The organism is Aliibacillus thermotolerans (assembly GCF_027853235.1).
GTDB lineage: Bacteria > Bacillota > Bacilli > Bacillales > Marinococcaceae > Aliibacillus > Aliibacillus thermotolerans.
The window spans coordinates 132,069-153,205 of the sequence record NZ_WKJG01000072.1; the positions used below are offsets into that span (position 1 = coordinate 132,069).

The 21,137-nt window shown below is 41.2% G+C and carries 19 protein-coding genes and 1 pseudogene; 2 read left to right on the forward strand and 18 right to left on the reverse strand.

Annotated elements, in window-relative coordinates; genetic code table 11:
• Nucleotides 1-5: 5 nt before the first annotated feature.
• From GJS40_RS11720 to GJS40_RS11730, 3 genes are read right to left on the reverse strand one after another with little or no spacing between them, the layout of a single operon-like run.
• Nucleotides 6-875, reverse strand: a complete 870-nt coding sequence (locus tag GJS40_RS11720) for a DegV family protein (protein WP_270898045.1) — start codon at nt 873-875, stop codon at nt 6-8.
• 14 nt (nt 876-889) lie between these two features.
• Nucleotides 890-2,548 (reverse strand): DAK2 domain-containing protein, encoded by a 1,659-nt coding sequence (locus tag GJS40_RS11725; RefSeq protein ID WP_270898046.1) that lies wholly within the window; start codon nt 2,546-2,548, stop codon nt 890-892.
• 15 nt (nt 2,549-2,563) lie between these two features.
• A complete protein-coding gene (locus GJS40_RS11730) occupies nt 2,564-2,926 on the reverse strand; it encodes an Asp23/Gls24 family envelope stress response protein (RefSeq protein ID WP_270898047.1) in 363 nt (120 codons plus the stop codon).
• A 188-nt stretch (nt 2,927-3,114) separates the two neighbouring features.
• On the opposite strand from GJS40_RS11730, the gene rpmB reads away from it, so the two are divergent.
• A complete protein-coding gene (rpmB, locus tag GJS40_RS11735) occupies nt 3,115-3,303 on the forward strand; it encodes a 50S ribosomal protein L28 (protein ID WP_270898048.1) in 189 nt (62 codons plus the stop codon).
• A 97-nt stretch (nt 3,304-3,400) separates the two neighbouring features.
• Here the strand turns inward: rpmB and spoVM are convergent, their stop codons facing one another.
• The 14 genes from spoVM to GJS40_RS11805 all read right to left on the reverse strand — a co-directional run bounded on the left by spoVM (nt 3,401) and on the right by GJS40_RS11805 (nt 18,830).
• Nucleotides 3,401-3,481: a stage V sporulation protein SpoVM gene (spoVM, locus tag GJS40_RS11740; RefSeq protein ID WP_270898067.1), complete on the reverse strand. Its 81-nt coding sequence runs from the start codon at nt 3,479-3,481 to the stop codon at nt 3,401-3,403.
• 187 nt (nt 3,482-3,668) lie between these two features.
• Entirely contained in the window at nt 3,669-4,316 is a 648-nt protein-coding gene (gene rpe / locus GJS40_RS11745) for a ribulose-phosphate 3-epimerase (protein ID WP_270898049.1), read from the reverse strand.
• Nucleotides 4,317-4,318: 2 nt separating this feature from the next.
• Nucleotides 4,319-5,200, reverse strand: coding sequence for a ribosome small subunit-dependent GTPase A (gene rsgA, locus GJS40_RS11750; protein ID WP_270898050.1), 882 nt, complete (start codon nt 5,198-5,200; stop codon nt 4,319-4,321).
• A 14-nt stretch (nt 5,201-5,214) separates the two neighbouring features.
• Nucleotides 5,215-7,161: a Stk1 family PASTA domain-containing Ser/Thr kinase gene (pknB, locus tag GJS40_RS11755; RefSeq protein ID WP_270898051.1), complete on the reverse strand. Its 1,947-nt coding sequence runs from the start codon at nt 7,159-7,161 to the stop codon at nt 5,215-5,217.
• Nucleotides 7,162-7,914: a Stp1/IreP family PP2C-type Ser/Thr phosphatase gene (locus GJS40_RS11760; RefSeq protein ID WP_270898052.1), complete on the reverse strand. Its 753-nt coding sequence runs from the start codon at nt 7,912-7,914 to the stop codon at nt 7,162-7,164.
• Between the two features lie 78 nt (nt 7,915-7,992).
• A complete protein-coding gene (rsmB, locus tag GJS40_RS11765) occupies nt 7,993-9,339 on the reverse strand; it encodes a 16S rRNA (cytosine(967)-C(5))-methyltransferase RsmB (RefSeq protein WP_270898053.1) in 1,347 nt (448 codons plus the stop codon).
• Nucleotides 9,332-10,273 carry a methionyl-tRNA formyltransferase gene (gene fmt / locus GJS40_RS11770; protein WP_270898054.1) on the reverse strand — a complete coding sequence of 314 codons (942 nt, stop codon included), beginning with the start codon at nt 10,271-10,273 and terminating at the stop codon, nt 9,332-9,334. Before fmt ends, rsmB begins: the two co-directional genes overlap by 8 nt.
• 61 nt (nt 10,274-10,334) lie before the next feature.
• Nucleotides 10,335-12,746, reverse strand: a complete 2,412-nt coding sequence (gene priA, locus GJS40_RS11775; protein ID WP_270898055.1) for a primosomal protein N' — start codon at nt 12,744-12,746, stop codon at nt 10,335-10,337.
• A complete protein-coding gene (gene coaBC / locus GJS40_RS11780; RefSeq protein ID WP_270898056.1) occupies nt 12,746-13,951 on the reverse strand; it encodes a bifunctional phosphopantothenoylcysteine decarboxylase/phosphopantothenate--cysteine ligase CoaBC in 1,206 nt (401 codons plus the stop codon). Before coaBC ends, priA begins: the two co-directional genes overlap by 1 nt.
• A gap of 42 nt (nt 13,952-13,993) precedes the next feature.
• A complete protein-coding gene (gene rpoZ, locus GJS40_RS11785) occupies nt 13,994-14,221 on the reverse strand; it encodes a DNA-directed RNA polymerase subunit omega (RefSeq protein ID WP_270898057.1) in 228 nt (75 codons plus the stop codon).
• A 1-nt stretch (nt 14,222) separates the two neighbouring features.
• The gene (gene gmk, locus GJS40_RS11790; protein ID WP_270898058.1) at nt 14,223-14,840 is read right to left on the reverse strand and encodes a guanylate kinase; all 618 of its coding nucleotides are present in this window, start codon (nt 14,838-14,840) and stop codon (nt 14,223-14,225) included.
• A gap of 23 nt (nt 14,841-14,863) precedes the next feature.
• Nucleotides 14,864-15,127 carry an extracellular matrix/biofilm regulator RemA gene (gene remA / locus GJS40_RS11795; RefSeq protein WP_270898059.1) on the reverse strand — a complete coding sequence of 88 codons (264 nt, stop codon included), beginning with the start codon at nt 15,125-15,127 and terminating at the stop codon, nt 14,864-14,866.
• Between the two features lie 85 nt (nt 15,128-15,212).
• Nucleotides 15,213-16,094: a YicC/YloC family endoribonuclease gene (locus tag GJS40_RS11800; protein ID WP_270898060.1), complete on the reverse strand. Its 882-nt coding sequence runs from the start codon at nt 16,092-16,094 to the stop codon at nt 15,213-15,215.
• A 99-nt stretch (nt 16,095-16,193) separates the two neighbouring features.
• On the reverse strand, nt 16,194-18,830 hold the full coding sequence (locus GJS40_RS11805; protein ID WP_270898061.1) for a calcium-translocating P-type ATPase, SERCA-type: 2,637 nt from the start codon (nt 18,828-18,830) through the stop codon (nt 16,194-16,196).
• 110 nt (nt 18,831-18,940) lie between these two features.
• On the opposite strand from GJS40_RS11805, the gene GJS40_RS11810 reads away from it, so the two are divergent.
• Entirely contained in the window at nt 18,941-20,656 is a 1,716-nt protein-coding gene (locus GJS40_RS11810) for an Rqc2 family fibronectin-binding protein (protein WP_270898062.1), read from the forward strand.
• 162 nt (nt 20,657-20,818) lie between these two features.
• On the opposite strand, the pseudogene GJS40_RS11815 reads toward GJS40_RS11810, so the two are convergent.
• Nucleotides 20,819-21,137, reverse strand: a pseudogene (locus GJS40_RS11815) (group II intron maturase-specific domain-containing protein); the annotation flags it as partial.

Consider the following 21,137-nt stretch of genomic DNA (forward strand, 5'->3'; position numbering starts at 1 on the left):
AACATCTACCTTTCTCCGTCTTCTACTGGTGTCACGATAAAAGCAACCGTTCCGGGGCCAGTATGAGAGCCGATGACAGCGCCAATGGTGGTGATTGTTGTCGATTGGACATGTAACAGTTTTTCTAAGTCTTTTTGAAAGTTCGTGGCCGATTGAAGGGCATTGGCATGAGCGATACCAAGATGTACGTCTTTGTTTCCGTATTGTTTTTGCAGCGCTTCTTTAATGATGGAGAAAGCTTTTTTCGTTCCTCTTGCTTTTTGATAAGCGTACACTTCCCCGCTATCTGTTAAACTAAGCACCGGTTTCATTTTTAAAAGAGAACCAATCAGTGCAGAAGCTTTTCCGATGCGTCCATTTTTTTGTAGATAGTGAAGGGTATCTACAAGGAAATAGACACTCGTTTGTTGTAATAACATTTGAAGCCGGCTTTTGCATTCTTCGAAAGTGGCACCAAGTTGGACTAATTTTGCTAATTCCACCACGATTATTCCGAACGCGTAAGAAGCTCTTTTCGAATCAACGACCTCCACATGAACTTCTGGTGCGACTTCATTTGCTGCAATTTGAGCCGATTGTAACGTACCACTCATTTTTCCTGATAAATGGATAGAAAGGATTTTACTATCTTTATTTTGTTTATAGAGCCGCCGGTAGACCTTCTCAAATTCCTGGGGAGTTGGTTGAGAAGTGGTGGGAATGGCTTCGCTTCCCGCCAGTTTTTCATAGAAAGTATCCGCCGATAATGTCACTCCATCTTGATACGTTTCTTCTTCTATTGTCACTTTCAAAGGAACGACGGTGATATGATATTTCTCGACGAACGACGGTGGTATATCTGCAGTGCTGTCTGTTACAATGTGTACGTTCCCCACGATTATTCTCCTCCTTACTCGACAGCAATAATCAATGAATAAATCGGTTGTTTCCCATCATACCACTCCACTTCCACTTCCGGATACGTGTCGCTGAAAAATTGTTCTAACTCTTTTATGAATATTTCATCCACTCCCTCACCGTAAATCATCGTCACAATTTCCGAATCGTCATCGATCATTTGACGGAGTAATTGTTTCGTCACCTCTTCCAACTTTGTTCCAGCAGCTTTTATTTCTTTATTTAATAAACCGATAAAGTCGCCTTCTTTAATTTCATTTCCATTTACGCGACTATCCCGCACAGCGTATGTTACTTGCCCACTTTTCACATCCTTCATCGCTTCTAGCATTGCTTGACGATTGAAGGTTGCATCTTTCTCTTGATCGATGACAAAGAGCGCACTTAATCCTTCTGCAATTGATTTCGTTGGAACCACTTCCACATCTTTGTCGACGACATTGGCCGCTTGTTCGGCTGCCATAATAATATTGCTGTTATTTGGGAGAACGAAAATGTGATCGGCATCGATTTGTGCAATGGCGTTCGAAATATCTTCCGTACTAGGATTCATCGTTTGGCCACCGAGAATGACTTGATGTGCTCCCATTCCTTTAAATAACTCAACAATCCCCTCTCCAAAAGCTACTGTCACTACACCATAGCGAACTTGTGCTCTTTGTTCGGAATGATTTTTAGGAGATTGTTCATGTTCATAGGAAATAATTTCTTCTCGTTGTTTTCGCATGTTATCGATTTTTACGTGGACTAAACTTCCGTACGATTGGGATTTCGTCAACACTTCTCCCGGATATTCCGCATGGATATGTATTTTCACGAGGTCATCATCCCGAACAACGAGAATCGAATCACCAAATGAAGATAATTCTGTCCGAAACGTTTCTTCATTCAGTTCTTTTTCGAGTTGAATCATCACTTCCGTGCAATATCCAAATTCGATATCTTCAGGAGCGACGTGTGTTTGGGCATGTTGGTAATGCTCTATTTTTACCAACTCTTCTAAAGAAGGAGATTCACTTTCTACTTTTTCCGTCTTCTCTCCTTTCAGCCCTCTTAGCATCCCTTCGTAAATATACACGAGACCTTGTCCCCCGGAATCAACCACTTCCGCTTCTTTTAACACCGGTAATAAATCCGGCGTCGTTTGAAGAGAGACGGTGGCGTGATGGACAACTTCTTCCATCCACTTTACGAGCGATCCATTGTTCGCTTGTTTTTCTACATTCTCGGCAGTGTCTTTTGCAACGGTTAAAATGGTTCCTTCCACCGGTTTCATCACGGCTTTATACGCTGTTTTCACACCCTCTTCTAATGCTTTCGCAAGCTCCTCTATACCTAATTCCGCCTTTTGTTCCACCGCTTGAGAAAAACCACGAAACAGTTGAGATAAAATGACTCCCGAATTTCCTCGCGCTCCCATCAATAACCCTTTCGAAAAAGTTTTCGCTAATTTTCCAGCATGATGATTTGGTTTTGATGTGATTTCTTTCACTCCGGTTTGAATCGTTAAAGACATATTTGTACCCGTATCCCCATCCGGAACAGGAAAAACATTGAGTGCATCTACTTTTTTGCGATTTTTTTCTAAAGTAAGCGCTCCCTCCTTGAACATAAGCGCGAGCTTTTCACCATTGATTTTATCCTTCACCATATTGATTCCTCCTGTTTACGACTGACTCACTCGAACTCCTTGGACATATACGTTGACCGAATCTACCGTTATGCCAAGCATCTGTTGTAATTGATATTTCACTTTATTTTGGACGTTGTAAGCCACTTCCGATATTTTCGTGCCGTAACTAACAATGATGTACATATCTATATGAATATTGCTGTCTTCTTCTCGAATGACCACTCCGCGGGAAAAGTTATCTTTTCCTAATATTTCGGAGAGACCGTCTTTAATTTGCTTTTGCGAAGCCATTCCGACGATCCCGTAACAATCTATTGCTGCACCACCGGCAATGGTTGCAACCACTTCTTTTGACACATCAATGGAGCCATATTCAGAACTCATTTCAATTCCCACACAAAAACCTCCTTATACAACGATCAGCTTACTTTTGTCTATCGCTATTCTACTATAGTCGGTAAGTTATGAAAAGAAAGAGTCGACATTGTCTCCCTTTATATATGTCATTGCAGAGAATTTTTAGTTATGATAAACTGACTTAGTATGAAAAGGTACAGTTGTCGTAGAAAAGGAGGGGAAAGACAATGGCTCGTAAATGTTTTGTGACTGGAAAAGGTCCTAGCACTGGTAACTTACGTTCTCATGCGAATAATAAGACAAAACGTCGTTGGGGAGCGAACCTGCAAAAAGTACGGATTATGGTAGATGGAAAGCCAAAGCGTGTCTACGTTTCTGCGCGTGCATTAAAATCCGGAAAAGTGCAGCGCGTGTAATGCGTGAGGATGATAAAAGAAGAAAACCCGTAACCTCATTGCCGAGCGTTGCGGGTTATTCATTCCATATTAGTTTACATAATAATAATATTGCATACTATTCCTTTTTAAAGGTGCCAAGCACTGCCCGAACAAATCCACCGAGAAACTTAGGTAGTTTAATCGTATAAAACTTCATCCTATCTCCTCCTTTGGCTTCACTGGAAACATGTATATTCCTCACGAGCCCCACCGGCGTGTTCTTTCGTGTTGCTTTCCGTTATTGTAGATTCTTTTATATGTATATGTAACAAGTGCAAAATAGTACATAGAAATTATTAAAAAAGATGACTTCGATTTTCCGAAATCATCTTTCTAGAAATGGATTATTCTCCTCTTATTCGACAAATGGCCGCTTGGCGATTTTTTTCATTATAAATAGCAGATCCTGCCACTAGCACATTGGCCCCTTTTTCAATACATAAAGGAGCGGTTTTCTCATTTACTCCTCCATCCACTTCAATTTCTACATCCAGCCCTTTTTCATCAATCCACGTGCGCACTTTTTCAATTTTCGGCAATACGTCCGCAATAAATGATTGACCACCGAACCCTGGGTTTACTGTCATTAATAATACGAGGTCCACTTCCGACAAGATCGGTTCCACCCATTCTGCTGGAGTAGCAGGGTTTAACACCACGCCTGCTTTCTTACCATGATGTTTAATTTGTTGTATCGTGCGATGCAAATGGGGGCAAGCTTCCACATGCACGGAAATGATATCCGCTCCCGCTTTGGCAAAATCTTCTATATAACGATCTGGCTCTTCAATCATTAAATGAACATCTAACGGAAGCGTCGTATGAGGACGAACCGCTTCAACAATAAGAGGGCCAATTGTTATATTGGGCACGAAATGACCATCCATGACATCAATATGGATATAATCTGCTCCACCACTTGCTACTTCTTGAATTTCTTCTTTTAAAACAGCAAAATCAGCCGATAAAATGGACGGTGCAATTTTTATCATTGTTAGTACCTCCGTTGCTTTTTTATCTCTTCATAAAACGCGATATAATGTTCATAACGAAACGGAGAAATTTCTCCATTTTCATACGCCATTTTCACCGCGCATTTTGGTTCTTTTCGGTGACTGCATCCGCGAAATTTACACTCATCTTTTCGTGTACGCATTTCAGGAAAACACGTATCAAGCATTTGTTCTTCCATCCCATCAAATTCTAAAGAACTAAAACCTGGAGTATCTACAATCAAGCCATCTCCTAAATGAATTAACTCCACATGTCTCGTCGTATGTCTTCCCCGACCTAAATGGTTGGAAATTTCTCCGGTTTTAAGTTCTAACGAAGGATCCAATGCATTTAAAAGCGCCGTTTTCCCAACCCCGGATTGTCCTGCAACAATGGACAATTTATTTTTTAAGCGTGTCATGAAGGAAGAAATCCCTTCTTTTGTCTTGGCTGACACAAAAAACGTGTCATACCCGATGGATGTATAACACTGCTGGATTTCTTTCCACTCATCTTTTTCATGTTCCACTAACAAATCGACTTTATTGAATACGATGATTGGATTTATCCCGTGAAATTCCATTAACACGAGAAATCGGTCCAACAAAACGGAAGAAAATGCCGGTTGTGTGACCGCTGAAATAATAAAGGCTTGGTCAACGTTTGCAACCGGTGGACGAACGAGCAAGTTTTTTCTAGGTAAAATGTCGTAAATGTAGCCTTCGTTATGATCATGCTGTTCAAACTGTACATAATCCCCTACAAGGGGGGAGATATTTTGTTTGCGAAAAAGACCGCGCCCCCGACATTGATAAATATCTCCCTTGTTATTTTCTACGTAGTAATAACCGCTTAACGCTTTCACGATAAAACCTTCCTCCATAGCACTCTCCTTTCTCATTGTTCGCCGTAAGAAAAACGATTCGATTGTACTTCTTCATCGTTTACATATAATGTATATCCACCATCTTGATCCGGAGTGACGACAAGCGGTACGCGATAAGTGGTCGTTTCCGAGATTGTTTCCTCCACGAATACTTCTTCTCCATCAGTCGTTGCGTCATCATAGAGAATGAGAATAGAAAATATGTCGCCTCTTTCTTGTTCCTGTTCTCCCACTTCAATTGGTATGACGGCTTCAATTTGTTCCGTCTTCTTCTCCTCTTCTTCGGGACCGGAAGATAAGACGATATGAACTTCCGCTCCTTCCGTTACCATGCTATATGGTGCTGGTCGTTGTTCAATGACACGTCCGGGCGGTACTGTGTCCGAAGGTCGTTCAGAAAACGTTCCTTGGAGACCGGTTCTTTCTAAATAATTTTCTACCGTTTGTCTCGTTTCCCCTTCTAAACTTTGAATCGCAAATTGTTGTTGTTCACTATAAGTTAAATAAACAGTTGTTTCGTTTGGAACAACCATTTCACCAGCTTGCGGCTCTTGTTCAACAATTTGTCCAGGGGGGATGTCCGCGCGCTCTTCCCCACTGAATTTTATGTGATCAAAGTCTTGTAACATGTTTTCGACCTGGTTCCTGCTCATTCCGATGACATCTGGCATTTCCACTTCTTCTTGACCGTCACTTACGTACAAGGTGACGGGACTTTCTACTTTTACCGTTCTTCCCGCTTGAGGTCTTTGACTAATGACAACATCTTTTTCAATTTCATCGTCATACATTCTCTCTGTCTCCGCTATTAATTCATGCTCTTCTAACAAATCAATCGCTTCTTCTTCCGTTAATCCAACCGTATCAGGCACTTCTGTATCTGCTACTTGTAAGAAACTCGGTATCAATGTAAATGCAAGGATGCCAGCAATAAAAATGAAAAGGAATGTAAAAAGCGCTATCCATAATTTGCGCCGTCGCTTTTTTTTCGGTTTTCCTTCCCCAACGAACGTCTCCTTATTTGTCTCGACTACGTCCTCTTCCTTTTGCTTCGATTCATCTTGAACCGCCTGAAAAGTTTTTGTTTGTTCCATTTCTTTTGCAGGAACAAACATCGGCTCTATTGAACGTTCCGGCGATAATGAAGTAGACAAATCCATTTTCATTGCCAGGACACTATGATAGCGATCTTCTTGTTTTTTCGACGTCGCTTTTAAGATGACATTTTCCAAACTTTGAGGAAGATCAGGACGTTTTTCTTTTGGACGTGGGAGTGTTTCTTGTAAATGTTTTAGCGCAATGCTTACTGCAGAATCCCCGGTATATGGAAGAGTTCCCGTCACCATTTCATATAAAACGACACCGATAGAATAAATATCAGATCTCTCGCTGACATAACCACCTTTTGCTTGCTCTGGCGATAAGTAGTGGACCGAACCGATAACAGAATTTGTATGAGTGATCGTTGCGGCGGAAGTGGCTCGGGCAATTCCAAAATCTGTGACTTTTGCGTTTCCTTCTTTCGTCAACAAAATATTGTGCGGTTTCATATCTCGATGAATAATTCCGTAATGGTGAGCATGATGAATGGCATCTAAAATTTGAGACATGAGCCGTACGGTTTCTTCCAACGGCAATGGGCCTTCTCGCTGAATCTTTTCTTTTAACGTTTCTCCTTCTATATACTCCATGACGATGAAATAAATATCTTCTTCTTCTCCAACGTCATAAATATTGACAATATGTGGATGGGATAAACTTGTCGCTGCTTGGGCTTCCCGGTGAAAACGGCGAATAAATTCTTCATCTGAGTTATACTGGGGTTGCAGTACTTTGACAGCAACCATTCGTTCTAAAATCCGATCTCTTCCTTTATATACGTGGGCCATTCCTCCGTCGCCAATCATTTCTAAAATCTCATAACGATCGCTGACTACTTTTCCAATCAAATCTGACAATTAGACCAGCTCCTTTTGAGCAGGAGCATTCATGACAATGGCTAACGTAATATTGTCTTCTCCACCTCGATCAATTGCTAGTTGAACGAGCGCTTCCCCACAAGATGCGAGGGAAGGATGGTGTCGTAACGCCTCTTCCATTTCCTTTTCTGTCACTTTATTCGTTAAGCCGTCGGAACAAAGGATGACACCATCGCCTTCTTTCCATTCCATGACAACAGAATCACTTTTCGTTGCAGGCGTCGTTCCTAGTGCTCTGGTTAATACGTTTTTTCGAGGGTGATTTTCTGCTTCTTCTTTTGTAATCTCTCCATTTTTTCGTAATTCATTGACAAGGGAATGGTCTTCTGTTTTCTGTTGAAACGTATCTTCCGTTAATACGTAAGCTCGGCTATCTCCAATATGGACAATGACGACAAACGATTTTGTGCATATTGCAGCTACGACGGTGGTTCCCATCCCTTCTAATTTCTTGTTTTCGAGGGATGTTTCATAAATTTTAGCGTTAATCGTATCAATAGCATCCTTTAACCATTTATTCGCTTCCTCTGGCAAAAAGGGTTCGTCAATTGGTTTCCATGTTTGTTCTAACATATCTACAACCATTTGACTGGCAACATCACCGGCTTGGTGCCCTCCCATCCCATCTGCCACCACTGCTAAATATTCTCCGGCTTTGTTCGTAAATATTCCACCTGCATCTTCGTTATGGGCACGTACCGACCCGATATCTGTTACAAATAGTGTCTTCACAGAAAACTTCCACCTACCTTGTTTTTCGCTCGTAATTGGTCATCTGATGCATTGTAAATCATCGCATCCGTACTTCCGCTACATTCTTCTGAGCGCTGCCATAAAAAATCCATCCGTCTCAAAATGGTGGGGGAGGATCGTTACCTCTCCTTGATTCACTTGAGGTTGAAGGGATGTTGGCAAGTTTTTCATCGCTTCTTCATCCCAATCAAAGCCGTGATTTCTCTCTAAAAAAGCCCGTACCACTGCTTCATTCTCAATTTTTCTTACCGTACACGTACTGTATATAAGCCGTCCACCTTTTTTTACTAGTTCGGAAGCTTTTTCCAAAATATCCAATTGAACGTCCGGTAATCTCTCTAAATCGGATGGTTTCTTTTGCCATTTTATCTCCGGTTTCCGTCGGATAATACCAAAGCCGCTACAAGGAACATCGACAAGCACACGATCAAACGAACACCTTTCATAAAAATCAGGCAACTTTCTCGCATCAAGGGCTTTTGTTTTTATCGAAGTAAGGTGTAGTCGTTTCCTTTGTTCTTCAATGAATTGCATTTTTTTCTGGTGAAGGTCAAAGGCATATATTTCTCCTTTATCTTCCATCCGTTCAGCAATATGCGTCGTTTTACCCCCTGGGGCGGCACAGGCATCTACGACTTTCATCCCGGGTTGTGGGTCCAACAAACGAGCGACTAACATGGAACTTTCATCTTGAATGGTAATCGCTCCGGTTTCATATGTTTTTGTTTGTGGAATCTTTCCTTTTTTAATCAGAAGCGCATCAGGGGACAAATGGCCATTTTCTACTTCACAGCCTTCTTCTTCCAACGCTCGTTTCGCTTCTTCTTTTGTCAATTGTAATTGGTTCACCCTTACGGTTACTGGTGCTGGAAACAAGTTTGTCTCTGCCATTTTTTTTGCCTCATCGAAACCGTAATCGTGAATCCACTCTTCTAGTAACCATTCCGGATGACTCCATTCAATGGCATATTTTTCCACTCCTTCTAACTTCTCTGTCGTTGGCAATGATTCTCGTAGAAACGTCCTGAGAACCCCGTTTACAAATTTACTCACTCCGACATGTCCGCGTACTTTTGCTATGGTGACGGCTTCGTGTACTACCGCACGGAGGGGAATGCGGTCTAAATAGACAAATTGATAGACGGAGAGTCGTAACAACTGCCTTACCCAACTATCCAAGGAGTGAATCCCCTTTTTAATGAAAGGGGAAAGATAAAAATCAAGGGTATTTTTACGCTTGATTGTTCCGTATACAAGTTCGGTAAGAAGCGCTTTATCTTTCTCATGAAAAGGTTTTTCATTTAACGTATGGTTGAGTAAAATGTGGCTGAAAGCATGTTCCCGTTCAATGCGTTCAAGCAATGAAAGCGCCACATCACGAACACGTAAAGGTTTTTTACTCATCTCCTAACCTATCTCCTTGTTCGAAAGAATGTTTCCCGCGAAGAAAATCAGCCACAGGCATTTTCTTTTTACCTGCCGGTTGAATCTCCGTCATCGCAATGGCGGTCTCATCTCCAGTGGCAACAACAATTTCCGTTTCTTTTATTTTTATGATTTCTCCCGGGATATGACCGCTGTATCCTTCTCGTTTTTCACCTTTCCATATTTTATACACTTTACCGCGATGGGTCGTATATGCCACCGGCCAAGGATTCAACCCCCGAATTTGATTGTATATATCTTTTCCGGGTTTATTCCAATGAATTTTTTCTTGTCCGCGCTCTATGTTTGGTGCGTATGTTACCAATTGTTCATCTTGAGGAATCGGTGTAATCTCTCCTTTTATTAACGGTGGAATCGTTTCTAATAACAATTCTTTTCCGACGATACTTAACTTATCATGCAGTGTACCGACATTATCTGTTTCTTCAATGACGACTTCTTTCTGCGCGAGCATATCCCCTGCATCTAATTCTTTCACCATATACATGATTGTAACCCCGGTTTTTTTCTCTCCATCAATAATCGCTTGGTGAATCGGAGCTCCCCCACGATATTTAGGTAAGAGAGAAGCGTGCACATTAATGGCACCAAACGGAGGTGCGCTTAAAATTTTTTCCGGTAATATTTGTCCGTACGCTGCTGTCACAATTAAATCCGGTTTCCGAGAAATGATTTCATTTACTCTTTCTTCATTTTTTAACGTCGGAGGTTGTAACACTTCAATCCCGTGCTTGATTGCTTCTTCTTTCACCGGCGGAGGGGTCAAAATTTTTTTCCTTCCTTTCGGGCGATCCGGTTGGGTCACAACGGCACATACGTCATATCCCGCCTCAATAAGCCCGCGTAAAATCGGAACAGAAAAGTCGGGTGTGCCCATAAAAATGATTTTCATTGACGTTCCCCTTTCTTTACCCTATTCTCTAAAAAACCCCGTACACAACGTCGGGGTTTTGTCACATAAACATTTGTGGGTTATTATCGATGGAAATGAGCAAATGTTCTCTTTCTATTTCTTGTTGATAGTGTTGTAATATTTTCCCAAGCGTCTGTTTTAATGAAGGTTCATTTCTGTATTTTATCATGCATTGGTAGCGATATCTATCTTTAATTCGGGCAATGGGGGAGACAGTCGGACCTAACACTTTTGTTTCCGAGCTGAGTTGGTGACGTAAAAATTTCGCAATGTTTTCAGCTGTTTTCATCGTTTTCATGACATCTTCGTGAGCGACCGTAATGAGCGTCATATAGTAATAAGGTGGGTAGCCAGTTTCTTTTCGTTGATACATTTCTCTTTGAGCAAATTGAATGTAATCATGGGATTTTGCATGCTGAATGCTGTAGTGATCGGGGCTGTATGTTTGAATCACCACTTCTCCAGGTCGTTTTTCTCTCCCCGCTCTACCACTTACTTGTGTTAACAATTGAAATGTTCGCTCTGCTGCCCGAAAATCCGGTAAATGTAATAGCGTATCCGCTGCGAGAACTCCCACTAACGTAATATCCGGAAAATCTAGCCCTTTCGCAATCATTTGCGTTCCTAGTAAAATGTCTGCTTCTTTTTTTCCAAACGCCTGTAACAATTTTTCATGGGAGCCTTTTTTTGAAGTCGTATCGACATCCATTCGAATGACTTTCGCTTCCGGTAGAAGTTTGGTTAACTCAGCTTCTACTTTTTGCGTTCCAGTTCCAAAAAAGCGAATTTGCTCACTCGAACATGCTGGACATGTCGTGATTAACGGTTCTTCATGTCCACAATAATGACATTTTAAGAGACGACCGGTATGGTGATAGGTTAAAGTGATTTCGCAATGAGGACATTCCGCTGTATATCCGCATGTTCGACACATAACGAATGTCGAAAAGCCACGCCGATTCAAAAATAGAACGGTTTGTTCTTTTTTTTCTAAGCGCTCCTTCATCTTTTGAAATAACGTTTCTGAAAAAGGGGTGCGATTTCCTTTTTTTAGTTCCTGTCTCATATCAATAATGTCAACGTGTGGCAGCGGGAGGCGATTGACTCGCGACGGCAATTCCAACAATTGATATACATTTCGCATCGCTCTTGCATAAGACTCAAGAGATGGCGTTGCACTACCTAGCAAGACAGGGGCACGGTGGTACTTCCCTCTCCAAATGGCCACATCCCGTGCGTGGTAGCGAGGATGATCTTCTTGTTTATAACTACTTTCATGCTCTTCATCAATGACGATGAGACCGATATTTTCAAATGGGGCAAAAACGGCGGACCGAGCGCCAACTACTACTTTTACTTCTTTTTTTAAAATTTTTCGCCACTCATCATATTTTTCTCCTTGAGATAAAGCGCTATGTAAAACTGCAACTAGAGAACCAAACCTTCCTTTAAAGCGTTCCACCATTTGCGGAGTGAGGGATATTTCGGGTACAAGCACGATGGCTTCTTTCCCTTTTTGTAAAACATGCTCAATCGCTTGTAAATATACTTCTGTTTTCCCGCTTCCTGTCACCCCGCGTAACAAATAAGTGCGTGCTTTTTCTTCGGTAATCGCTTTTTCGATGTCTGTTAAGACTCGCGCTTGATCAGACGTGAGTGATAAAGCGGTTGTCACTTCGAAATTCCGATGTTCATAAGGATCGCGATAAATTTCCCTCTTCTCTTTTTGAAGAAACCCTTTCTCCACTAACGTGTGAACGACGGACATAGATGTATTTGTTTGCGCTAATACATCTTTGACCGGTACCCAATCTTCCGCCGACCGTTCTTGTAGCCACTCTAACATTTTTCGTTGTTTCTTTGCCGAAGGATGAATGCTTTTAGCGATTTCTTCGTCAGTATAAGTTTTCACCAAACGAACGCAAAGAATGGTTTTCTTTTCTATTTTATTTTTCAAGACGTAATCAACAACGACATGCCCACGCTCTATTTCTTGTTTTAACGTGGAAAGAAATGCTGCTTCTTTGGGAAGTTCTTTCCATAACACGGATTGTTTATTGGCAAAAACGGCCTGTAATACGGGTGGTAATTGTTCCTTTTTCACCTGTCTCTGAATCATTTTTTTTGGCTTCGCGCGAATCGCTGATGGAATCATCGCGCCATAAGCAGAAGATAAAAAACAAGTCGTTTCTTTGGCCAACCATTCTCCTAACCGCAGTAATTCGTTCGTCAAAACGGGATACGGGTCCAGTAATTCAGCAATGGTTTTCACTTGTTCGACGTCCGTCTCATTCGTTAATTGCCAAACAATCCCTTGAATTTTTCTCTTCCCAAAGGGGACTAGCACCCTCATTCCTACTTGAATAAAAAGTTGATAGTTTTCCGGTACTTTGTAATCAAAAGCTTTATCGAGAGAAAGAGCAGGGATGTCTACGATGACTTTGGCATACATTACTTATCCGTCCTCTGCATGATAGATTCAACATGGCGTAAAATCTCTTTTGCCGTTTCTTTTTTTGTTAAAAGCGGCAGAAAAATCGGGTCTTCATTTCGTTTGATCAATATCATTTCGTTCGTGTCTGATCGAAAACCGGCATTTGTTCTCGTAATATCATTGGCAACAATCATATCTAAATTTTTTCTTTCTAACTTTCCTTTTGCATATTTTTCCAAATCATGAGATTCAGCTGCAAATCCGACAAGAATTTGATGTTTCTTTCTCTCTCCAAGGGCGGCTAAAATATCTTTCGTTCGCTCCATTTCAATTACCGTCTTGCCGTCATCTTTTTTCGTTTTCTTTTCGTCGACAGTAACCGGTTTATAATCCGCCACAGCCGCTGCTTTAATGACAATATCCATGTCATCATAGCGTTGAATGACCGCTTCGTACATTTCTTCTGCAGTGGTCACATCGACTCGCTTGACGTGAGGAGGAGTTTTTAGCTGAACAGGACCTGATACTAAAGTGACGTCTGCCCCAAAGGATGCGGCGACTTCCGCGATTGCAAAACCCATTTTTCCTGAAGATGGGTTAGTGAAAATACGGACAGGATCCGCATACTCATAAGTTGGCCCAGCGGTGACGAGTATTTTTTTCTCTCTGAACGGTTGCTCTTCTTCATATTTTTGTTCTAAATAGGAGATAATATCTAATGGTTCCGCCATTCTTCCTTTTCCAACCCAACCGCATGCTAAATAGCCGTCTCCCGGCTCAATAAAATGGTATCCTCGTTTTTTTAATGTCGCCATGTTGTCCTGAACAGCAGGGTTGTTGTACATATTGACGTTCATCGCCGGGGAAAGATAGATCGGACAAGTTGACGCCAACACAGAGGTTGTTAACATATCGTCAGCGATTCCGTTAGCAATTTTTCCGATAACGTTTGCCGTCGCAGGTGCAATTAAGATAAAATCGGCCCAATCGACGACGTCAATGTGGGAAACAATTTCCGGATCTCTTTCTGCAAATGTATCGTCATAGACACGTTCTCTCGTTAACGCTTGGAAAGTCAGCGGTGTAATAAATTGTTTCGCGTTGTCCGTCATCACCACTTTTACCGTTGCTCCCCGTTGCGTTAATTGACTTGCCAATATGGCTGATTTATATGCTGCAATGCCACCGCTAATCCCCAACATTATCTTTTTATTTTTTAACATGCTTCTCCCCCTCACTCTTTCATAATAAAACAACAACCTAATTTATAGGTTGTTGGTTGGCGTATCTTCCGTGCTGTTTCGATAGGTTAGTTTCCCTTGTTCAATTTCTTCTAAAGCGACACCTACTAACTTAGAAGTATCCCGCTCGTTTTCGACTCCTTGCTGTTTTTCTAAATCTTTTAGTTCCCGAGCACGACGGGCAGATATTGTCACAAGCGTATATTTCGAATCAATGAACTTTAACAAGTTATCTATTGAAGGTTGCAGCATCTTACTCGACCTCCACTAATCGTTTATATTTATCCATGAGTCTTTCTCTCTTCAAATGTTCCGCTGTAACAATCGCCTGAATTCGTTTCACAGCCGCATCTACTTCGTCATTTTCAACGACGTAATCATAATTTTTCATCATGTCAATTTCTTTTTGTGCGACGTTCATTCTTTTTTCGATCAAATCTTTTGTTTCGGTGCCACGTTCTACAATGCGCTCACGCAATTCTTCTAAACTCGGTGGCATGAGAAAAATAAATACTCCCTCCGGATATTTTTCCTTTACTTTTTTCGCACCTTGTACTTCAATTTCTAAAATAATATCTTTTCCTTTTGCGATCGTATCTTTGACAAATTGAAGAGGAGTGCCATAATAATTGTCTACATACTGGGCCCATTCAAGCAATTCATTTCGTTCAATCATCTTGCGAAATTCTTCTTTTGATTTAAAGAAATAATCTACCCCGTCCACTTCGCCTTCTCGAGGGGGGCGTGTGGTAGCAGATACAGAATAAGCAATATTCGTATCTATTTTTCGCAAAGCCCGGCACACCGTTCCTTTTCCAACTCCGGCCGGTCCGGATAATACGATAAGAAGCCCTTTATCGTCTTTTACCATAACATCCAACGCCTTTCCAACGGTTATGATTCTTCCGTTAAATCATCTTTATTATTTAATCGTTGCGCCACGGTTTCCGGTTGCACCGCAGATAAGATGACGTGATCACTATCTGCAATAATCACTGCTCGAGTTCTTCTCCCGTAAGTGGCATCCACCAACATGTTGCGGTCTCGTGCTTCTTGAATAATTCTTTTAATCGGTGCGGATTCCGGACTCACAATCGAAATAATCCGATTTGCCGATACGATATTTCCAAATCCAATATTAATCAATTTGATGTTCACTCTCTTCCCTCCACTTCGACTATAGAGGACAGCTACGCTTATTGTAACCATTTTTGTACATTATATACGAAAATGCGTTCGCTGACTACTCTATATTTTGAACTTGTTCTTTCATTTTTTCAAGCTCACTTTTCACATCTACAGCGAGATGACTCAATGGAATGTGATTTGCTTTGGACGCAATCGTGTTAATTTCTCGATTCATTTCTTGAAGGAGAAAGTCTAATTTTCTCCCTTTCGGTTCCTTTTGATGAAGGACGTGTAGAAACTGATCACTATGGGAACGAAGGCGCGTTAGCTCCTCTTCAATATTTATTTTATCAGAAAAAATAGCAACTTCCGTTAAAAGACGTTGTTCGTCTACTTCATATTGGTCTTGTAACAGCTGCTGTATTCTTTCACGAAGGCGCTCGCGATATTGTTGCGCGACAAGGGGAGCTTCTTTTTCCATTGAAGAAATCCATCTTTTTAAACGCTCCACTCTCGTTTCTAAATCATTTTGGAGCTGTTTTCCTTCTTCTACTTTCATTTCCAGTAAATCAGCGGTTGCTCGATATACCGATTCCATAATGGCTTCCTTCCATTCATCCTTTAAGTTGACATTTTCTTCAATCACCACAATATCAGGATGAAACAAAAATGACTGTAAATCCAAGCGGGAATCAAAAATATTGAGTTTTTCGAGTTCTTCCGCATGATCAAGAAAATGCTGGAGTAACGCCCAATCAATACGAGCTTTTTTCAAAGATGGAGAGAAGCCTTCAATGGTGATGTGAACATCGATCTTTCCTCTTTTCATTTTCTTCGATATATATTTTCGGCACTCATTTTCCAAGATGGACAATTCCCTTGGAAAGCGAAATTGAATGTCTAGAAAACGATGGTTCACGGATTTTATTTCTGTCACAATCCGTCCTTCTTCATTCTCCATCTCACTCTGTCCATACCCTGTCATACTCACTACCATTTATCATCACATCCGTCTATCAACCTATTCTAAACAATTTTACCACCTGCTACAAGAGAATGAAAAGATAAATCTCTCTTTATAACAAGGATATTCCTATTATTCTTTTTTGAATAATTGTCTTCCTGCTAGGGCAAAGGTTGGAATCGCTGCGAGTCCAACAATGAGAAACCAATCAATGGCAGGTAAGGTAGTCGTATGAAAAATAGGTTGAAGCATTGGAACATAGATGACAACAAGTAAAAGAAAGAGAGATGACAATACCGCAATCACTAAATACATATTATCAAAAGGAGAGCGATCAAAGATGGAGGAATGCGAGCGACAATCAAATACGTGAATGAGTTGTGCCATCACAAGGGTTGCAAAAGCAATTGTTTGTCCCCGCAGAAGGTTGTCTGGTTGTTCCGTTAATGCGATCATAAATGCGATTAAAGTTACCACGCCAATGAGAAAACCTCTACTGATGATTTTCCAACCGATGCCGTTTGCGAAGATACTTTCTTCTCGCTTTCTCGGTGATCTTCTCATCACATTTTGTTCGGGATTGTCCAGTCCTAACGCCATCGCTGGCAGCCCATCGGTAATGAGATTAATCCATAAAATTTGAATCGCAACAAGAGGTAGAGGAAGCCCCAAGGCGACCGCAAATAACATCACTAAAATTTCACCGACATTGGAAGCGAGCATATAACGAATAAATTTTCTTATATTTTCATAAATATTTCTTCCTTCTTTGATCGCAGAACGAATCGTTGCAAAATTATCATCTCGTAATATAAGAGAAGCGGCATCTTTTGCCACATCCGTCCCTGTTTTTCCCATGGCAATTCCAATATTTGCGGCTTTTAAAGCAGGAGCGTCGTTGACCCCATCTCCTGTCATCGCAACGATGTGCCCTTGTTTTTGTAAAGCATGGACAATCTCCAATTTATCTTCAGGGCTTACTCGAGCAAAAACAAAGGTTTTCTGCATTTTTTCTCTTTTTTCATGCTCGCTGAAACCGTTCCATTCTTTTCCGGTAAAAACGTAGCCATAAGACGGCAATAACCCAATCTCTTTAGCTACCGCTTTGGCTGTATCTTTATGATCTCCAGTAATCATGATTGTTTTAATGCCGGCTTGTCGGCATTCTTTAATCGCATCTTTCACTTCAGGTCGAGGAGGATCGATCATCCCTTGTATACCAACGATGGTCAAGTCCTTTTCTACTTCTTCCTTATTCATTGTCGGAAGGGAAGAAAGAGGGCGATAGGCAACGGCAATTGTTCTTAAAGCACGGTTTGCCATCTGACTCACAATATATTCACATTCCTTTTTCTTTTGCAAAGTGAGGCGCACTCTTTCCCCGTTCTGCTCGATATGAGTTGCACGCTCCAATAACACATCTGGAGCACCCTTTGTAAGTAGGAACAAGTCATTGCCTTGTTTTACAATCACAGACATTCGTTTTCGTCCTGAATCAAACGGAATCGTATCGATGAATTGAGTCGTGGATAACAATTGTTTCCAATCTATATTAGCGGCAATGGCTGCTTCTGCTAGCGCGACCTCTGTTGGGTCGCCATGAAACTTTTTCCTCTCAAGAGAGTTATTTCGATATTGATCCATCACTGCTTGATTACATAAAAACCCGATGGTTAATACGTTTTTTGCAGAAGCTAGCGGAAATGACTGCTCGTTTTGTTTTTCCATCCAGACGTTGCCATTCCAAAGGGTTGTTACGGTCATTTTATTTTGTGTAATCGTTCCGGTTTTGTCAGAACAAATTACAGAAGCTGATCCTAACGTCTCCACCGCAGGCAAATGACGAACAATTGCTTTTTGTTTCATCATCCGCTGTACACCTAGTGCCAGCACGACCGTCACAATGGCGGGCAATCCTTCGGGAATTGCCGCCACTGCTAAAGAAACACCGGAAAGCAACATTTCATAGGTCGGCAATCCTTGCAGCATCCCCACCACAACGACCAACGTTGTAAGAAACAACGCCCCAACTATAAAGATACCACTTAGACGAGATAGCCGCTGTTCCAATGGACTCTCTTTCTTTTCCGAGGTGGATAATAAATGAGCAATTTTACCCATTTCCGTTTTCATTCCGGTAGAAACGACGATTCCATGAGCATGTCCTTTTGTAAGAAGTGTTCCTTTAAATACCATATTTTTTACTTCCCCAATGGAAAGCTCGTCTTCTTCCAGAACATGAGCATGTTTTGCTACTGATTCTGACTCACCGGTGAGGGCAGATTCTTCTGCATACAACTCATTTGCTTCGATTAAACGAATATCTGCACTTACTTTATCCCCACCTTGCAAACGAACGATATCCCCTGGTACAATTTCTTCCGAAGGGATGTCCAACCACTCTCCCTCCCGTTTTACTTTCATCGTTGGTGACGCTAATTTTTTTAATGATTCTAACGATTTTTCCGCCTTTTGTTCTTGGATGAAACCGAGGACACCGTTTAAAAGCACAATAACCATAATCGTAATCGCATCGATGTATTCCCCGAGGAAAAAAGAAATACATGTTGCCCCTAACAACAAAAGAATCATCGTGTCTTGAAACTGACGAAGAAACAAACGAATGCGTGATTCTTTCTTTTTTTCTTCCAATCTATTGTAGCCCACTTGTTCTAGACGCTTTTTCACTTCTTTATGGGAAAGACCTACTTTTACGTTTACTTGAAAAATTTGGGCCAATGCGTCTTTTGATTGCTGGTGCCATTTCATCCCATTCACCTCTTCATCTCTCGTCCCTACATCTTATTCAGACAATAAAAAAACATGATATAATAAATGGACTTTAAACGGAATATAAAAAGAGAAAAGGATGGCACACAATGGCTTTTGATGGAATGATGATGAGAGCTGTATTACATGAATGTGAACATACAATCAAAAACGGTCGCATTACGAAAGTGAGACAACCTCACGACACGGATCTTCTTCTCACCATTCGCGCAAACCGCCATAATTATCAACTGTTGTTATCGGCGAATGCCCATTTCGCTCGTTTTCATCTTACAGAGGAAAAAATGACCAATCCGGAAGAACCTCCGATGTTTTGCATGATGCTGCGTAAACATATCGAAAACGGTCGATTAATAGATATGAAACAAGATGGTTTAGAACGAATAGTGACATTTGTCATCGAAGGAAAAGACGAAATTGGGGATGTGCGAAAGAAGCATTTAATCGTAGAATTGATGGGAAAACATAGCAACATTCTGTTAGTTGATCCAGAAACCAATCTTATTTTGGATAGCATGAAACATATCCCTCCGTCCGTCAATCGGCACCGTACCATTTTACCGGGACGAACATATATCGAACCTCCGAAACAACAAAAATTGAATCCTCTTACAGCGGATGAAGAGGCCGTGTTAAAAAAATTAGATATGAACAGCGGAAGACTGGACAAACAATTAGTGGATGCGTTTGAAGGTATTTCACCTCAATCAGCAAAAGAAATTGTTCACCGGGCCGGGCTTGGTCACGGAAGAAAATTGGCAAAAACGTTCGTTGCCGTGATGCAACAAATCAAACAACATCGCTATGATCCTCAAATTGTTGAAAACGATAAAAAAGAGTTTTATTCTGTCATCGCTTTAACTCATGTTGACGGAAAAGTAAAGACATTTGAGCATGTAGGAGAAATGTTAGACCGTTTTTTCGTTGGAAAAGCAGAAAGAGATCGGGTCAAACAACAAGCAAACGACATGGAACGACTGCTTCGGAACGAGTGGCAAAAAAATAAGCGGAAACTGAAAAAGCTCGAAAAAACGCTGTCCGCTGCGAAACAAATGGATCAGTACCAAAAATTAGGGGAACTATTAACGGCGCATCTTCACTTGCTGCAAGGGGGAGAAACATCCATTGAAGTCGTCGATTATTACGATGAAGAAGGAAAAACGATTACGATTCCTCTCGACCGAGAAAAATCTCCTTCTGAAAACGCCCAACATTATTTTCGGAAATATAATAAAGCAAAAACTTCTCTTGTGATGACAAAAAAACAAATGGAAGAAACGAAAGAAGAAATTCGGTATCTTGAACAGCTGATCCAACAGTTGGAATCCGCATCTCTACAAGATATTGAAGAAATTCGGGAGGAACTACGAGAAGAAGGGTATTTGAAAAAAAGAAGCACGACCAAAAAGAAAAGAAAACAATCGCGTCCATCTTATGAAACTTTTCTATCCAGTGAAGGCATTCCGATTCTCGTCGGAAAAAATAATAAGCAAAATGAATATATTACGAATCGCGTCGCCCACAAAGAAGACACGTGGCTTCATACGAAAGATATTCCCGGGTCACATGTTGTCATTCGCTCTTCGTCTTTCGGTGAACAGACGCTTTTAGAAGCTGCTCAACTTGCCGCCTATTATTCTAAAGCAAAAGATTCATCATCTGTTCCGGTAGACTATACAAAAATGAAACACGTTCGTAAACCAAATGGCGCAAAACCCGGCTTTGTTATTTATGATCATCAATCTACTCTATTCGTTACACCTGACAAAGACATCATTTTTCGATTAGAACGGGAAAGAAATTAAAAAGTGTCTGGGACAAAACATCAGTCATCGCCAAAAACTTGGTGAGTCTCTCTTTTGGTGTACAAAGAACATTTCAAAATGAAAATGAATCGAGTAGGAGGAGGCGATGAACCTCCGTCCTCTCACACCACCGTACGTACGGTTCCGTATACGGCGGTTCAATTAAGATTTGTAACGCAAGAATTCATAACATTTTTGTAGACTTCTAAGCCCCTGGTGACTCCAATATGCGTTGCCAAGGGTTCTGTCTAATATTGGACTGTTGGAGATACGCCAATAACCCTTTCGACTATTACCCCATTCATAGGCTTTCCATTGTGGGACGCCTAGCTTGATCAGGTTACGTATCTTTGTCTTCGGTTTCTTCCACGCTTTCCATTGACACATTCGCAGTCTTCTACGTATCCATCCATCCAATTCCTTAAAGATGGAAGGAGTGTCCGCTAATGGAAATAACCGCACCAACCCGTTAAGTATTGGT

What these genes read in the sequence shown, in the direction of transcription:
- GJS40_RS11805 (WP_270898061.1), bottom strand. Translation starts at nt 18,830, where the DNA reads ATGAAATGGCACCAGCAATCAAAAGACGCATTGGCCCAAATTTTTCAA.
- fmt (WP_270898054.1), bottom strand. Translation starts at nt 10,273, where the DNA reads ATGAAAATCATTTTTATGGGCACACCCGACTTTTCTGTTCCGATTTTA.
- rpe (WP_270898049.1), bottom strand. Translation starts at nt 4,316, where the DNA reads ATGATAAAAATTGCACCGTCCATTTTATCGGCTGATTTTGCTGTTTTA.
- GJS40_RS11800 (WP_270898060.1), bottom strand. Translation starts at nt 16,094, where the DNA reads ATGGTAGTGAGTATGACAGGGTATGGACAGAGTGAGATGGAGAATGAA.
- rsgA (WP_270898050.1), bottom strand. Translation starts at nt 5,200, where the DNA reads ATGGAGGAAGGTTTTATCGTGAAAGCGTTAAGCGGTTATTACTACGTA.
- rpmB (WP_270898048.1), top strand. Translation starts at nt 3,115, where the DNA reads ATGGCTCGTAAATGTTTTGTGACTGGAAAAGGTCCTAGCACTGGTAAC.
- gmk (WP_270898058.1), bottom strand. Translation starts at nt 14,840, where the DNA reads ATGGTAAAAGACGATAAAGGGCTTCTTATCGTATTATCCGGACCGGCC.
- GJS40_RS11725 (WP_270898046.1), bottom strand. Translation starts at nt 2,548, where the DNA reads ATGGTGAAGGATAAAATCAATGGTGAAAAGCTCGCGCTTATGTTCAAG.
- GJS40_RS11810 (WP_270898062.1), top strand. Translation starts at nt 18,941, where the DNA reads ATGGCTTTTGATGGAATGATGATGAGAGCTGTATTACATGAATGTGAA.
- priA (WP_270898055.1), bottom strand. Translation starts at nt 12,746, where the DNA reads ATGTATGCCAAAGTCATCGTAGACATCCCTGCTCTTTCTCTCGATAAA.
- coaBC (WP_270898056.1), bottom strand. Translation starts at nt 13,951, where the DNA reads ATGTTAAAAAATAAAAAGATAATGTTGGGGATTAGCGGTGGCATTGCA.
- spoVM (WP_270898067.1), bottom strand. Translation starts at nt 3,481, where the DNA reads ATGAAGTTTTATACGATTAAACTACCTAAGTTTCTCGGTGGATTTGTT.
- rsmB (WP_270898053.1), bottom strand. Translation starts at nt 9,339, where the DNA reads ATGAGTAAAAAACCTTTACGTGTTCGTGATGTGGCGCTTTCATTGCTT.
- rpoZ (WP_270898057.1), bottom strand. Translation starts at nt 14,221, where the DNA reads ATGCTGCAACCTTCAATAGATAACTTGTTAAAGTTCATTGATTCGAAA.